The organism is Cupriavidus sp. OTU4054 (assembly GCF_038440175.1).
GTDB lineage: Bacteria > Pseudomonadota > Gammaproteobacteria > Burkholderiales > Burkholderiaceae > Cupriavidus > Cupriavidus pauculus_D.
In genome coordinates this window covers 61,620-75,425 of record NZ_JASATF010000007.1, presented here as the reverse complement: position 1 = coordinate 75,425, position 13,806 = coordinate 61,620, and the positions used below count along the sequence as shown (strand labels likewise).

At 68.3% G+C, this 13,806-nt stretch carries 12 protein-coding genes; 2 read left to right on the top strand and 10 right to left on the bottom strand.

The annotated features are described in order from the left end of the window. Positions 1-380 precede the first annotated feature (380 nt). The 10 genes from sctC to AAHB16_RS10900 form a co-directional block, all read right to left on the bottom strand. On the bottom strand, positions 381-2,873 hold the full coding sequence (gene sctC, locus AAHB16_RS10945; protein WP_342050853.1) for a type III secretion system outer membrane ring subunit SctC: 2,493 nt from the start codon (positions 2,871-2,873) through the stop codon (positions 381-383). Next, a complete protein-coding gene (locus AAHB16_RS10940; protein WP_150377244.1) occupies positions 2,866-4,326 on the bottom strand; it encodes a helix-turn-helix transcriptional regulator in 1,461 nt (486 codons plus the stop codon). The genes sctC and AAHB16_RS10940 overlap by 8 nt, the downstream gene beginning before the upstream one ends. A gap of 181 nt (positions 4,327-4,507) precedes the next feature. Next, positions 4,508-5,314 carry a type III secretion system export apparatus subunit SctT gene (sctT, locus tag AAHB16_RS10935; protein ID WP_342050852.1) on the bottom strand — a complete coding sequence of 269 codons (807 nt, stop codon included), beginning with the start codon at positions 5,312-5,314 and terminating at the stop codon, positions 4,508-4,510. A gap of 42 nt (positions 5,315-5,356) precedes the next feature. Continuing rightward, positions 5,357-5,869 (bottom strand): hypothetical protein, encoded by a 513-nt coding sequence (locus AAHB16_RS10930; protein WP_150377242.1) that lies wholly within the window; start codon positions 5,867-5,869, stop codon positions 5,357-5,359. Then, complete coding sequence (locus AAHB16_RS10925; protein WP_150377241.1) at positions 5,866-7,188, bottom strand: FliI/YscN family ATPase; 1,323 nt, start codon at positions 7,186-7,188, stop codon at positions 5,866-5,868. Before AAHB16_RS10925 ends, AAHB16_RS10930 begins: the two co-directional genes overlap by 4 nt. After that, positions 7,185-7,970 carry a type III secretion system stator protein SctL gene (sctL, locus tag AAHB16_RS10920; RefSeq protein ID WP_342050851.1) on the bottom strand — a complete coding sequence of 262 codons (786 nt, stop codon included), beginning with the start codon at positions 7,968-7,970 and terminating at the stop codon, positions 7,185-7,187. The genes AAHB16_RS10925 and sctL overlap by 4 nt, the downstream gene beginning before the upstream one ends. Further along, entirely contained in the window at positions 7,967-8,794 is an 828-nt protein-coding gene (locus AAHB16_RS10915) for a type III secretion protein HrpB4 (protein ID WP_342050850.1), read from the bottom strand. The genes sctL and AAHB16_RS10915 overlap by 4 nt, the downstream gene beginning before the upstream one ends. After that, positions 8,791-9,546, bottom strand: coding sequence for a type III secretion system inner membrane ring lipoprotein SctJ (gene sctJ, locus AAHB16_RS10910; RefSeq protein WP_342050849.1), 756 nt, complete (start codon positions 9,544-9,546; stop codon positions 8,791-8,793). Before sctJ ends, AAHB16_RS10915 begins: the two co-directional genes overlap by 4 nt. 5 nt (positions 9,547-9,551) lie before the next feature. Continuing rightward, a complete protein-coding gene (locus tag AAHB16_RS10905) occupies positions 9,552-10,043 on the bottom strand; it encodes a hypothetical protein (protein WP_150377237.1) in 492 nt (163 codons plus the stop codon). A 20-nt stretch (positions 10,044-10,063) separates the two neighbouring features. Further along, positions 10,064-10,531 carry an HrpB1 family type III secretion system apparatus protein gene (locus tag AAHB16_RS10900; protein ID WP_223851829.1) on the bottom strand — a complete coding sequence of 156 codons (468 nt, stop codon included), beginning with the start codon at positions 10,529-10,531 and terminating at the stop codon, positions 10,064-10,066. A 220-nt stretch (positions 10,532-10,751) separates the two neighbouring features. Here AAHB16_RS10900 and sctU point away from each other — a divergent pair, with 220 nt between their 5' ends. Then, entirely contained in the window at positions 10,752-11,822 is a 1,071-nt protein-coding gene (sctU, locus tag AAHB16_RS10895) for a type III secretion system export apparatus subunit SctU (RefSeq protein WP_150377235.1), read from the top strand. A gap of 1 nt (position 11,823) precedes the next feature. Next, positions 11,824-13,803 carry an FHIPEP family type III secretion protein gene (locus AAHB16_RS10890; RefSeq protein ID WP_150377234.1) on the top strand — a complete coding sequence of 660 codons (1,980 nt, stop codon included), beginning with the start codon at positions 11,824-11,826 and terminating at the stop codon, positions 13,801-13,803. Positions 13,804-13,806: the final 3 nt, after the last annotated feature.

The window sequence follows — 13,806 nt, the reverse complement described above, 5'->3', positions numbered from 1 at the left end:
GAGGGGCTTCTAGTGTGGGGACTCCATCCACGTCATGTCATCACCACCCATATCCATGGCAAAAATCCCTAGTGGCGGGTCCCATTCGCCCCCGCCGCCACCGTCGCCGCCGGCCGGTGGGCATAACTCCGGTCATAACTCCGGGCCCAATGGTCCTAACGGGCCGAATGGCCCAAATGGTCCGAATGGTCCTAATAATGGCAACCCAAACGACGGCTCGGGCGGCAGCACCGATCCGTCGGTGCTCAACAGCGCGATGACGCAGCTGGTGCTGCAGGTCGGCCAGATGATCATCTCGCAGGCACGCAAGAACAAGCCGCCCGATCCTGACAGCGACGAGTGACGGGGGACAACGCCCGGCCATGCCGGGCGTTTTGCCATCAGGCGCCGCCTGCCGCCACCAGCGAGGGGGGCGAGGCCACGGGCGGCGTGGGTGGCACGGCCGCTACGGGCGGGGCCGGTGCGGTCGGGGGCGGTGCCAGGGGTGCCGACTGGCCGGACGGGGCCGACTGGCCCACCGAGGCCGACTGGCTCAACCGAGCCGACTCGGCCAACCGCGCCGATTGAGCCAACCGCGCCGTTTGGGCCAACCGGGCCGACTCGGACAACCGGGCCGACCGAGCCAACTGCCCCGACTGGGCCGACTGGGCCGACTGGGCCAACTGGGCCGACCGAGCCAACTGAGCCAACTGGGCCGGCTGGGCCGATTGGGCCGATTGGGCCAATTGGGCTGGCTGGGCCGGCTGGGCCGACTGGTCCGGCCAGGTTGGCTGGGCTGGCTGGGCTGGCTGGGCTGGCGGGGCCGACTGGGCGGGCTGGCCCGGCTGGGACGGTTGGTACCCGTGGCCCAGCTCGGCCAGCTGGGGCGGCCTTGCCGGCAGCATCGGCAGCGGCGCCCGCTGCGCCGCGACATTGCGTACTCCCGCTACCGCCCTCACCTCCCGCGCAACCGTCGGAACCGCGGGCAACGCCCCGACGATCCCCACCGGCCCGCCAGTCGTGTCGCCATCGAGGTCCGCCGGACTCGGCGCGCGCAGGATGCGCGGCGTTACCAAGAACAGCCGCTGGAACTTCTGCCCCGAATGATTGCGGTACCGAAACAGCCCCCCGATCCAGGGAATCTTCGACAGCCCCGGCACCCCGGTTTCCTGCCGCTGATCCTGCACCGCGGTGTACCCCGCGATCAGCAGGCTCTCGCCCTCCGAGATCAGCGCCTGCGTATCGATCGTGCTGTTGGACACCACAGGCAGATTGCTCACGGTCTGCGACGTCAGCTGCCCGTCCTCGATATGCACGTTGAGCCGGATCTGCGACGGCGTGCCCGCATTGTCGGAGCCGGGCACGATCATCGGCAGCACACGCAGCGACACGCCCGCCGAAATGCCATACAGGTCCGCCGACTGATAGCCCGACACCGGCACGTAGAACGTTTGCTTGTTGTCCATCACGGCCTCCACGTTATCGAGCGTGGCAACCTTGGGACTCGCGTTCAACGTGGCCTGATCGGTCTGTGCCAATGCACTGATGCGCGACAGCAGGTACTTCCCCGCCCCGCCGAGCACCGCCGTGAACACACCGCCGACCGGCGTGGTCGGCAACAGCGAATTGCCCTCGCGGTCGCGATCGTTCGGATTGCCATAGCCGTTCGGATTGAGCGACCCCGGATAACCGGCCTGCGCGTTTTGCCCGTTGCCGATCGCAAAGTCGATATGCCCGCTATGCGCGCGCCAATCGACCCCCAGCTGCTGCAGCGCATTGTCGGTAATCTCGATGATGTTCGCGTCGATCTCCAGCACGGCCGGCCGCACGTCGAGCGACTCGATCAGCGACTGGAACGACGCCATGCGATCGGGCCTGCCGCGAACGAGGATGGAGTTCGTGCGCGGATCCGCCTGAATGATCGGCCGATCTTCCGGATAGACGTCCGTCAGCCGCCCGCCACGGCGCGGCGCGGGCGCGCCGCCACCGTCCGGCGCGACACCGCCGGGCAGCGGCGCGTTGGCCCCGGCCGGCCCCCCGCCGCCCATCAACCCGGGTAGCCCGATGATCCAGCCATTCTGCGCCTCCGGCAGGCGCGAGCGGCTGCCCCCGCCGGGCGAACCGCTATCGGTCTCCGCGACATTGCGCAGACGCCGCGCATCGGACTGCGGCGCCGTCTGCGAGCCGATCTGCCCGCCATCGGGCTGATAGAGATCGCGCAGCATATTGGCCACGCCGCGAATCGTGATCGACTGGCCATCGACCGTCACCTTGTGATCGGCCGCCCAGGCATAGCGCAGCGGGAACACGCGCACGGCCTGCCCATGCTGCTGATCCACGTGGTTCTGATCCACGAGCTTCGCCACGTCGTTGACGAGTTCGACATAGCGCGGCGGCCCGGACACCACGGCCGTGCGCGCATCGTCATCGAAGCGGATCGGGAACCGCGGATCCTCGATCTGCAGCTTCGACAGCGAACGGCGCAGCGAGGACGTCGATGCCGCGGACAGGCCGATCGTCGTCGAGACGACTTCATCCGCGCTGTAGATGCGCAGCACCGCGCCATCGTAGTACCAGATAAAGCCAAACGTCGCGGCCATGCGCTCGAGCATCAGCTGGGGCCGCGTATCGAACCGTCCGCTCACCGTGCCCTTGACCTTCGGCGAGATCTGCACGGCCACGCCCGCGCTGGCACTGATGTCGCGCAGCACGTCCTGGATGTCCTTGCGGTCCGCCACATAGCTGATATTGCTCGAGCGCCATGGAATAGGCGCCGCGAGCGCCGCGGGCGCGAACGTCGCGGTCATGGCCTGCAGGCCGATGATCGCGCCCACGGCGGCGGTGCGCAGCGGCCGGCGCGCGCGAGAGGCATTGCTGCGAGTTCGGTTAGCCATGGATGGTCTCTGACGGCGATTCGTGGAATTGGCGGCGGTAGTTCTTCAGCAGCGAGGAACGGCTCGTAAAGCCCCAGCGGCTGGCCGTGTCGAGCACGGTGGCATGCGTGCGCGTGTCGTCGAGCAGCTCGCCACGCACGCCCTCCAGACGCAACTGGCGGATCAGCGCGCTGGGCGACATGCCCAGCGAACGCTTGAACTCCATTTGCAGCGCGCGCTCGGTCACGTCGATATGCGCGGCCACTTCGCGTGTGGTCAGCGTGCTGTGGCCGATGTTCTCGACGATATACAGATACGCACGGCGATACTTGGCCGGCAGCCGTCCCGCGATATCATCCGCGCGCGCCTGCGCGGAGGCATCGGCGCGCGGATCCTGCGCGCGCATCGAGATGACCTCGGTACGCAGCCGGTGAAGCGCTTCCTGCGAGTAGACGGTCCACAGGTCGAGCGCCGAGGCCACCTGCCCGCGCAGCGCCGCGACCTTGCCGCTCGCGTAGAGCAGATCGAGGTGCCCGCGCACGGCGCCCGCGCTGTCGCCACGCTTGTCCAGCGTGCTGTACAGCCGGTCCGTCAGCAGCGAAAACCCGCCGCCGAGCGCGGCGATCAGCGAATCGATGCGCATATGCGCGTGCACGACCGTGCGTTCGGGCAGCGAGAGCGCGTCCATGCGCGTGGGCAGCATGCGTGCCGCGTCGCCATCGCCGGCGGCCGTGGCCGCCAGTTCGGTGAGGTAGGACGCGTGGCGCGACATCAGCGTAAGCGACCATGGTCCGCTGGCGATACCGCGCAGCGAGGCGGCGACCGCCACGTCCTGCGGCAGCGATCCCAGCGCCGATGCCGGCGCGGCCGCGCGCACCGACTGCCAGAACACATGGTCGGCCAGGCCCGGCGACCAGCGAATGCTCAGCTGGATGCCGATGTCGAGCGCGAGCAGTTCCACGAGTTCGGCCCACAGCGGGTCGTCGGCCTGGGCCGCGCTCAGGCGCGCCTGGGCGATGGCATGTTCCGCCGCGCGCTGATGGCCCAGCTGATGATCGATCAGCGCCAGTGCGATCGCCGCTTCGGTTCGTTCCGCGCTGCTCGCCGCATCGTCATGCATGATGCGCGTGAAGCAATTGCGCGCGAGGCTCGTACGGTTGCGCTTGAACGCCTGCCAGCCCGTATTGCGGCACGAGACGAGCCGCAACTGCTCCGCATCGCGGCAGACGCGCTGCGCGCGGGCGTAGCCCTGCTCCGCTTCCTCGTCGAGGTCGCGCAGCGCCAGCGCATCCGACAAGGCCTGGAGCCGCGCCACCGCGCTGGCGCCCAGCTGGCGCTCGTCGCCATCGGCGGCATCGGCCACCAGCGCGTAGGCCTGATGCCAGTCCGCTTCGAACACCGCCTGCGCGTAGCGCGGCAGATGCGCACGCGCGGCAATGCCGCTCACCAGCGCGAAATAGATTCCGCTCACCATGACATAACCCCTCTTCGATATGCGTCGTTGCTGGATGCGACTTCCGTGTCAGCAGAAGTTGAAACAACGATAGCGAAGAAGCCCACGCATCAAACTCAAGAAACTCACACGCAATTCTCAATTTTTACGCGATGAATTTCTTCGCGCGATGTTCGTTCGCGCATGGCGCTGTCGTCGGAGATCAGTTGCGAAGTTTCTCGAGCAGGCTGGAGAAGCCCGTGAAGTGGATCGCGTCGCGGACCTGCACGGAGATGGCACCGATCATCGCGACGAGCAGCAGCACGCCGATGATGCCGCGCAGCGGCTGGCTCAGCGAGTTCGGTTCGAGCTTGCCCGCGGCGCGCCCCACGATGGAGAGGCCCACGTCGATGAGCACGAGCGCGAGCATGATCGGCGCGCAGATTTTCACCGCCGTGGCCAGCATGCCGTTGCCTTGATCGATGGCGAGCGATGCCGCGGCGTTTCCGAGATCGGGCGCGGCGGAGACCAGCGGCCACCAGCGGTACGACTCGAACAACACGCCCAGCAGCACCGTCATGCCTCCCGAGATATGGAACAGCGTGATCGTCAGCTGCACGAGCAGCGACGACACCGGCGTGCTCTGCTCGCCGTGCATGGGGTTGGTCATCTGCACGTTGTTGAACCCCGCGAGGTCGTCGATCAGCGTGCCGGCCGCTTCCGCGATCCAGAAGATGATGGAGGCGAGATAGCCGATCATGAGGCCGATAAAGGCTTCCTTCATCGTCAGCAGCAGCATGTCGGGGACGGTCAGGTGCTCGAACGCCGAGGGCGACTGCCCCGCCGCGATGAACCACGTCATCAGATAGCACGCGCCCGCACGCACGGCACCGGGAACGGCCTGCGACGACATGGCCGGCAGCACGAGGAAGATCGTCGTGACGCGCATGCCGGAGAGCGCGATCAGGAACAGCAGCCCGTGGGCCTGCGTGTTGAACGCGAGCAGCGAGCCGATCGTATTGGCATCCATCGCGATGTTCCGTACGGAGAGTGGAGTTAGGGGTGACGCGGCTCAGGCGTGGCGCGCGGCGTTCCGCGTCCGCCGGGCATGCACGCGCGCGGCCGCGGTCTCGGAGGCTTCTTCGTCGAGCGCGGCTTCCGCCGCGCGCTGCGCGGCATCGATCAGGGCCTGCAGGCGCGCCTGGCAGGTATCGCGCGAGGTTTCCGCGCGCGACATCGCGCGTTGCGCGGCATCGACCTTCTGCTGCGCGGAGACGCGATAGCGTTCGGCGACCTCGATCGCCTGGTCGGCGGCCTTCAGTTCATCTTCGAGGTAACGCAGGTAGGCCACATGCATCAGATACGAAGCCGGGACCATGTCGCGCGAAGTCAGCAGCCGCGCGAGCTCCCCGCGGCCGGCATCGAGCCTCGACTGGGCCTGCGCGCGGGCGTCGCGGGCGGCCGCCACGGCGGCTTCGCGTTCGCGCAGTTCCGCGCGGCGGGCGAGCAGCGCCTCGTTGGCGCGCTCCACGGCGCGTACCTTCACGATCAGCACGGCGCGCCATGCGCGCAGCTCGCGGCTCATTGACCGGCGTAGGCCATGACGATATTGGCCGTCTCGAATGCCTCGGCGTGTTCCTGCGTGCCTTGGCCGAGAAACGCCTCCAGTTCGTCGTGGCGTGCGATGGCCTCGTCGGCCAGCGGGTCGTTGCCGCTCTGGTATTCGCCGACCTGCAGCAGGGTCTCGACTTCCGCGTAGCGTGCCAGCAGCTTGCGCATGCGGCCCGCGCCGGCCATATGGTCGGGGGTCGCCACGAGCGGCATGACGCGGCTGAGGCTGTTGAGGATGTCGATGGCCGGGTATCGGTTCCGGGCGGCGATGTCGCGCGAGAGGATCAGGTGGCCGTCGAGAATGCCCCGGACTTCCTCGGTCACGGGATCGCTGCCGCTTTCGTCTTCGGCAAGCACCGTGTAGAGCGCGGTGATCGAGCCCACGTCGCTGGTGCCGGCGCGTTCGAGCAGGCGCGGCAGTTCCGCGAAGATCGAAGGCGGGAAGCCACGGCGTGTGGGGGGCTCGCCGGCGGCGAGGCCGATCTCGCGCTGGGCGCGGGCAAAGCGGGTGAGAGAGTCCATCATCAGCAGCACGCGCAGGCCCTGGTCGCGGAAGTGCTCGGCCACGGCGGTGCCGACGTATGCGGCCTTGGCGCGTTCGATCGACGAGCGGTCCGAGGTGGCGCACACGACGACCGTGCGGCGCATGCCGGCTTCGCCGAGGATCAGTTCGATGAACTCGCGGACTTCGCGGCCGCGTTCGCCGATGAGCACGATGACGCTGATATCGCAGTCGGTGCCGCGAGCGAGCATGCCGAGCAGCGTGCTCTTGCCGACGCCGGCCGGCGCGAAGATGCCCAGGCGCTGGCCCTCGCCGAGCGTCATCAGGCCGTCGATGGCGCGCACGCCGGTGGCGATGGCGGTATCGATCAGCTTGCGGCGCATGGGGTCGGGGGCGTTGGCGAACACCGGGACGTGGTGCGTGGCGTCGATGGGGCCGAGGCCGTCGATGGGCTCGCCCAGGCCGTCGATCACGCGGCCGAGCAGGCCGTTGCCGACGCCGATGGCCAGCGCGCGGCCGCTGCCGACCACGCGCGTGGCGCGCGAGAGGCCGACCGTATTGCCGAACGGTGCCAGCAGGAGCATGCGGCGGCTGAAGCCGACGACTTCGGCGCGTTGGAGCAGCGCGCCGGAGGGGGCGCGCAGTTCGCAGATCTCGCCGAGCGAGGCGTCGAGGCCGCCGACGTGGAGCAGCGTGCCGGTGACTTCCACGATCTTGCCGTAGCGCGCGCCGCCTTCGGTGGAGGCCAGGGCCCGGTCGATCCGGTCGGCGAAATCGAGGATCGTGCTCATGCGGCGGCCTCTCGGTAGACCATATGGTCGTCGTGCGGATCGTCATCGGCGGGCGGCATCTCGTCCTCCGCCGAGGCTTCCTGCCCCGATGCGGGCACGGCCATGAGTTCGCGCTCGAGCAGCCGGCGCAGCGATGCCATCTCCTCCTCGAGGCTCGTCACGAAGACGCCGTTGTCCCATTCGCAGCGGCAACTGCCGGCGGGGGCGCTGGCGTCGGGCACGACGTCGAGGGCGGCCTGGCGGCCTACTGTGTCGCGCAGCAGGCTCAGCGCTTCGCGTGCGCGCGCGACGTCGTCGGGGTGGACCGTCAGCACGACGAACGATGCTTCGTCGATGAGGCGCTGGAGCCGCAGGGTGACGCGCGCGAACAGCGCATCGCGGTCGCTTTCGCAGACCACGCGCTCTACGGCCGCCATCACCAGATGCGCGAGGCGCGCCTGGGCGCTGGCCATTGCCGTGTAGGCATCGTTTGCCTCGCGCAGCATGACGGCGTTGGCCTCGTCGAGCGCGCGTTGCAGGCCCGCTTCGTAGCCTTCCGCTGCGGCGGCTTCCCAGCGGGCCTGTGCGGCGGCGTCGGTGGCGTGGGCGTCTTCGGTGGCCGCGTGCCGGATCGATGCGGCCTGCGAGTGGGCGTCGCCGACGATCGCGCGCGCCTGCGCTTCCGCGCGGGCGAGCGCGTCGTCGATCGACAGGACGGCGGCGTACTCGTCGGCGCGCAGGACGTCGGCTTCTATGCCGACGCCGGTCGGGTAGCGGTGCTTGCGGTCGAGCCAGACGATCATGGTTGCTCCGGCATCCATTGCGACAGACGTTGAAAGAATCGCTCGTTCTCCGTTCGGGTCGCTTCCAGGGTCGCGTCTTGATGCAGCCGAGCGGATGGGGCGTTGCCTGCGGCAAGATGCTGGCCGTCTTGCCCTTGCGAATAGCCCGCGGGGGCGGGCCCGCTCGGATAGCCCGCGAGGGCGGCAAGCTCGGCTGCGGCGGGCTCGCCGGCGACGAGGCGGGCGAGGCCGTCGGCGGCCAGTGTGTCCGCGTCGAGGGTCGCGGGCAAGGCCAGTGCCGTCTCGCCGTCGTCAGCAGCCGCGCCGCGAAGCTGCGTCAGGAGGGCGGCACCGCCAACAGCGATGCCCATGGCGGACAGGCTTGCACGGTCGATGCAGCGCCGGACGGCGGACCGTCGGGCAAATAGCGCGCGCAGTACCAGCACCTGCCGCCGCCGCCCGGGCTCCGCGACGCAGAGCCGCGCCACGGGCCGCAGGAACGCCTCGGCCGGCACCGCGCGGGGCAGCAACGCGGCCCGGGTCCAGCGCTGCGCGCGCCCGCCCCGGCCGGCCCCCAGGCCCTCACCCAGCCGCGCCGCGTAGGCGCGCAGCGCAACCATCGCCAGCGCGAGCTCGGCGGGCGCAGCCAACGGGAACTCGGCGGGCGCGCCGGCGCAGGCACCCGATCCCGGGTCGAGCCGAGCGCCAGCTTGGATACCGCCGGCAACGCCGGCCTGGGGGGCACGCCCGGCGCCGACTTGGATGCCGTGTCCGGCGTCGGCCGGCACGTCAGCCGGGCGAGCGCCTTCGGAGTCGGCCTCGACAGGGAGTGCCACCTCGCTCATGTCGCTGCCCCGGCAGCCGGCCGGGCGCGCGTGCCCCGGCGGCGATCGGACACCGCCGCGGCGATCCGGTCGCGTAACAGGAACCCGCCAGCGCCAAGCGCCACCAGCACGGCCGCCCCGATACCGAGCCACACCCACGACATCGACGACTTCCGCCGCACCGTGCGTTGCACCTCCGCCGGAATAAACGTCACGCTCACGTTCTCGTACGTCAGCCCCTCCACGCTATGCATCACCAGATTCTTGATACTCGGCAACAGCGACGCCACATCCGTGTTCGGCCGATACTTGATAAACACCGCCGCCGACGACGGCTTGACCACATTCGACAGCGGATCGTTATTCGGCAACACGATCTGCACACTCGCGAACGACACCCCGTCCACGCGCGACAGCACCGCCGACAGCTGCTGCGACACCCCATAGATAAACCGCACCCGCTCCTCGGTCGGCGTGGAGATCAGCCCTTCCTTCTTGAACATGTCGCCGAGATTCGAGTACTTCTCGCGCGGCAGCCCATGCGCGCGCAGCGCCTTCATCGCATCGGGAAAATCGTCGCCCGGCACCGTGACCGTCCAGGTCTTGCCGCTGTCGGGCGTTTCCTTGTCCGGATGCAGGCCGGCGTCGAACAGCACGCTCATCATCTCGTCCACCTCGTTCTCGTTCAGCTGCGAGTAAAGCTGCTTGTTGCAGCCCGTCAGCAGCAGCGCGAGCGCAAGCCCGAGGAGGAGACGCAGGGTCGCGGTGGCCATGATCGCTATTGGTTCTTCATCAGGTTCTGGACCGCGCTCTTGCCACCCTGCGCAAAGCCGACCCCAAGCTCGAGACGCGCCATCGCATCGGCCATGTGGTACTGCAGCTGCACCATCTGCGCGGTCATCTCGCGCTGATCCATCGTGGGCGCCGCCTCCTGGAAGGCCTGCACGCGATGCTGCAGCTGATTGAACATGTCGTCCTGCGCCCCGACGATCTCCGTGATCGCCGACGGCCGCTGTGCCGGGCTGGCCTCGAGGCTGCGCGTCTGCATATCGGACGCGGCGCGGTCCAGCAACTGGCGAAAGCGTGCCTCGGACTCGGGCGAGGCCGGCGGCACGGCCGTCTTCGACACGCTGGCCGCATCGCCGGTACCGACGCCGTTCGGCGGGAACGGCCCGGAAGCGCTCGCCGCCGCGGCCGGCGCCACGCGCGACGGACCGTCGATGGCGCCGATGGCCTGAATGGCACCGATGGAAGGATCGATCATGGACATGCTGGGCTCTCCTCGGGCGCTCAGACGCGCAGGAAGTGGGTGGTGGAGTAAGGGGAACGATCCGCCGAACGCTCGGCCGTCGTCGTCAGGGCACGGGGGGCGCCCTCCTCTTCCTTGCGTCCCATCAGCAGATTGACGAGCCGCACGGATTCGGGATCCTCCTCGCCCGCCAGCACCTGGTTGGCGAACATCTGCCAGCCCGGGTCCCGCAGCGAGAACAGGCACGTGGCCAGCAGCGCCGCCACGTAGGCATTGAACGGTGCCTGCAGCGTCTGCGACTCGAGGTCGCGCAGCGTGCGGGCCGCGTCGTCGTAACGCTTGCGGCCCATCATGAGCCAGACGTCGTAGATATGCAGCTCACGGAAGCGCGGCCGCATCACGTGCAGGGCCGACAGCAGTCGCTCCGCCTCGTGGTTGTACTGCTTGTTCACGCTCGTGACGAGCAGTTCGATCAGGGCGGATACGAGGGAATCCGGGCATTCGGTCATGTCGAGCACGATGGTCTCCAGCGGGGCGGAATCTGGGACTGGAGTGTGGGCGCAGGCCGCCGGACCCACCGGTCCGCATGCGAAGACAGCACGCCGGAGCCGAAGCCGCACCGCCCGCTTCGCCCGCCGCCGCGCCGCTTCGGTTCGGCTCGCCCGCGCCGGCCGCCACCCGCGCACCATCGCCAGCGTTGCCAGCCTGAGCGATTCCATCGCGCGCATCATGTCCGACGAAAAGACCGAAGCCCCGACACACAAGAAGCTCGACGATGCCAAGCGCGAGGGCAAGTCGCCCAAGAGTACCGATCTGGCGGCCGGCGCGCTGCTGATCGGCGCGGGCGCCGCCATGTCCGGCGCGGCCGGCTTCATGGGCGAGCACCTGCGCAACCTCATGCATGTGGCGCTCGACGTGGGCCGCATCGCCTCGCCAAGGTTCGACATCGGTGCCTTCCTCATCGCGGTGAGCATCGAGGCCGGATGGGTGCTGCTGCCGCTGCTGGGCGTGGCCATCGTCCTGCCGGCCGCCGCGCTCGTCGCCCAGACGGGCTTCAACGTGTCGTTCAAGTCGGTCGAACTGAAGCTCGACGCGATCAACCCGGCCGCCGGCATCAAGAAGCTGTTCTCGCTGCGCTCGCTGCTCGATCTGGTCAAGATGGTGCTCAAGGCCGCGATCCTGGTGGCCGTGCTCATCAAGCTGACGATGCTGCTGCTGCCGACCACGGCCGCGCTGGCCTACCAGTCGGTGGCCGACGTGGTCGCGGTGATATGGATCCTGCTGTGGCGCTTTATCGCCGCGGCCGGCGTGCTGTTCCTGCTGATCGGCGCGGCCGACTATGGCCTGCAGTACTGGCTGTTTATCCGCGAGCACCGCATGTCGAAGGACGAGGTCAAGCGCGAGTTCAAGGAATCCGAAGGGAATCCCGAGATCAAGTCCAAGCGCAAGTCCATTGCGCGCGAAATTGCCAACGGCCCCGTCGCCAACGTCGAGCAGGCCAACGCCGTCGTCGTCAACCCCACCCACTATGCCGTGGCGATTCGCTACGTGGCGGAGGAACACGGCCTGCCGCGCGTGATCGCCAAGGGCGTCGATGCCGATGCGCTGGCCATTCGGGAACGCGCGGAAGCGTGCGGCGTGCCGATCGTCCCCGCGCCGCCGCTCGCGCGCGCGCTCTACACCGTTCCGCTCGAGCAGGCCGTGCCAGAACCGCTGTTCGAAGCCGTCGCCGAAGTGCTCGCATGGGTTGCGCAACTCACCCCCGCGGCCGATGCCCACGACCAACCCGAGGTCCACTGACATGTCCAATCCACGCGCGTCACAAGCCGCGACGGCAAACTCCGTCCTGAAGGACTATTCCGGCGAGTTCAGCATCGCCGCGCTGATCGTCGCCATCGTGGCGTTGATGATCCTGCCGCTGCCGACGATCGTCATCGACACCCTGCTGTCCATCAACATCATGCTCAGCGTGATCCTGCTGACGGCCACGATGTACGTGCCAAGCGCCACGTCGCTCTCGGCATTCCCCTCGCTGCTGCTGTTCACCACGCTGTTCCGGCTGTCGCTGAACATCGCCTCCACCAAGTCCATTCTGCTCAAGGCCGATGCCGGGCACATCATCGAGAGCTTCGGCCAGCTCGTGGTCGGGGGGAATCTGGTGGTGGGCCTCGTGGTGTTCCTGATCATCACGACCGTGCAGTTCATCGTGATCGCCAAGGGCTCGGAGCGCGTGGCCGAGGTCGGCGCGCGCTTTACGCTCGATGCGATGCCCGGCAAGCAGATGAGTATCGACGCCGATGTACGTGCCGGCAACATGACCGCCGACGAAGCGCGCGAGCGCCGCGAGATGCTGGCCATCGAGAGCCAGCTGCACGGCGGCATGGATGGCGCGATGAAGTTCGTCAAGGGCGATGCCATCGCGGGTCTCGTCATCACGATGGTCAATATCGTGGCCGGTATCGTCATCGGCACGAGCTACCACGGGATGTCCGCCGCCGAGGCGGCCTCGCGCTTCTCGGTGCTGTCGATCGGTGACGCCATGGTGTCGCAGATTCCCTCGCTGCTGATCTCGGTGGCGGCCGGCATCATGATCACGCGCGTCTCCAAGGAGCACGAGAAACCGCGTTCGCTGGGCATGGAAATTCTTGCGCAGCTGTCGACGAGCTCGCGCGCGCTCTCCACCGCCTCTGTCCTGCTTGCCGGCTTTGCGCTGGTGCCCGGCTTTCCGTCGACGATCTTCCTGCTGCTGGCTGGCGGCCTCTACGGTGGCGGCCATGCGGTGCGCCGCGCCGCCCTGCGGCGCAACAACGATGCCGACGAAGCGCTGACGTCGCTACAGCGCGAGGGCGCCAAGCAGGATACCGGCAGCATCCTGCGCAATGCGCCGGCGTTTGCCGCGCCGCTTGCGGTCAAGCTGTCGCGCGATCTGGCCGACAAGCTCGACCTGGAGAAGCTCGACCAGGCGTTCGAGACCGGGCGCCGCATCGTGGCCGAGGAACTCGGCCTGCCCTTTCCGGGCATCGTGTTCTGGGGGGACGAGCAGTTGGCGGGACTGACCTACGACGTGCTCGTCCACGACGTGCCCGTGGCGTCGGGCGACCTCGACGCGGCCGGCAACAAGACGCCCGAGGAGGAACGCGAGGCGCGCATCGCCGAACACGCGGTGGAGACGCTGCGGCGCGAGGCCCGGCTGTTTATCGGCGTGCAGGAAGCGCAGTGGATTCTCGAGCGGATTACCGAGACGTATCCGGGACTCGTGTCCGAAGCGCAGAAGGCGCTTCCCGTGCAGAAGATCGCCGACGTGCTCCGGCGGCTGCTGGAGGAGCAGATTCCGATTCGCGATATCCGTTCGATTCTGGAAAGCCTCGTCGCATGGGGCCCGAAGGAGAAGGATCTCGTGATGCTGACCGAATACGTGCGCAGCGACCTGGGCCGGATGATCGCGCACCGTGCCACGCGTGGGTCGCGTCAGTTGCCGGCCATCGTGCTGGACCAGGAGCTCGAGCAGACGATTCGGCAGTCGATCAAGCCGACGCCGGCCGGCAACTTCCTGACGCTGGAGCCGCGCGTGATCGAGATGATCCTGCAGCGACTGGAGAAACTCGCGAACGGTCCCAACGGCGAAGGGCCGCCCGATCGGCTGGCCGTGGTGACCGCGGCCGATATCCGGCGCTATTTCCGCCGGTTGATCGAGCGGCGCTTCGAACGGCTCGATGTGTACTCGTTTCAGGAACTCAACGGCGAGATCGACCTGCAGCTGGTCGGCAGCCTGTCGCTCTGATCG

Excerpts from the sequence above, each read along its gene's own strand:
- sctC (WP_342050853.1), bottom strand. The coding sequence starts at position 2,873 with ATGGCTAACCGAACTCGCAGCAATGCCTCTCGCGCGCGCCGGCCGCTG.
- AAHB16_RS10940 (WP_150377244.1), bottom strand. The coding sequence starts at position 4,326 with ATGGTGAGCGGAATCTATTTCGCGCTGGTGAGCGGCATTGCCGCGCGT.
- sctT (WP_342050852.1), bottom strand. The coding sequence starts at position 5,314 with ATGGATGCCAATACGATCGGCTCGCTGCTCGCGTTCAACACGCAGGCC.
- AAHB16_RS10930 (WP_150377242.1), bottom strand. The coding sequence starts at position 5,869 with ATGAGCCGCGAGCTGCGCGCATGGCGCGCCGTGCTGATCGTGAAGGTA.
- AAHB16_RS10925 (WP_150377241.1), bottom strand. The coding sequence starts at position 7,188 with ATGAGCACGATCCTCGATTTCGCCGACCGGATCGACCGGGCCCTGGCC.
- sctL (WP_342050851.1), bottom strand. The coding sequence starts at position 7,970 with ATGATCGTCTGGCTCGACCGCAAGCACCGCTACCCGACCGGCGTCGGC.
- AAHB16_RS10915 (WP_342050850.1), bottom strand. The coding sequence starts at position 8,794 with ATGAGCGAGGTGGCACTCCCTGTCGAGGCCGACTCCGAAGGCGCTCGC.
- sctJ (WP_342050849.1), bottom strand. The coding sequence starts at position 9,546 with ATGGCCACCGCGACCCTGCGTCTCCTCCTCGGGCTTGCGCTCGCGCTG.
- AAHB16_RS10905 (WP_150377237.1), bottom strand. The coding sequence starts at position 10,043 with ATGTCCATGATCGATCCTTCCATCGGTGCCATTCAGGCCATCGGCGCC.
- AAHB16_RS10900 (WP_223851829.1), bottom strand. The coding sequence starts at position 10,531 with ATGACCGAATGCCCGGATTCCCTCGTATCCGCCCTGATCGAACTGCTC.
- sctU (WP_150377235.1), top strand. The coding sequence starts at position 10,752 with ATGTCCGACGAAAAGACCGAAGCCCCGACACACAAGAAGCTCGACGAT.
- AAHB16_RS10890 (WP_150377234.1), top strand. The coding sequence starts at position 11,824 with ATGTCCAATCCACGCGCGTCACAAGCCGCGACGGCAAACTCCGTCCTG.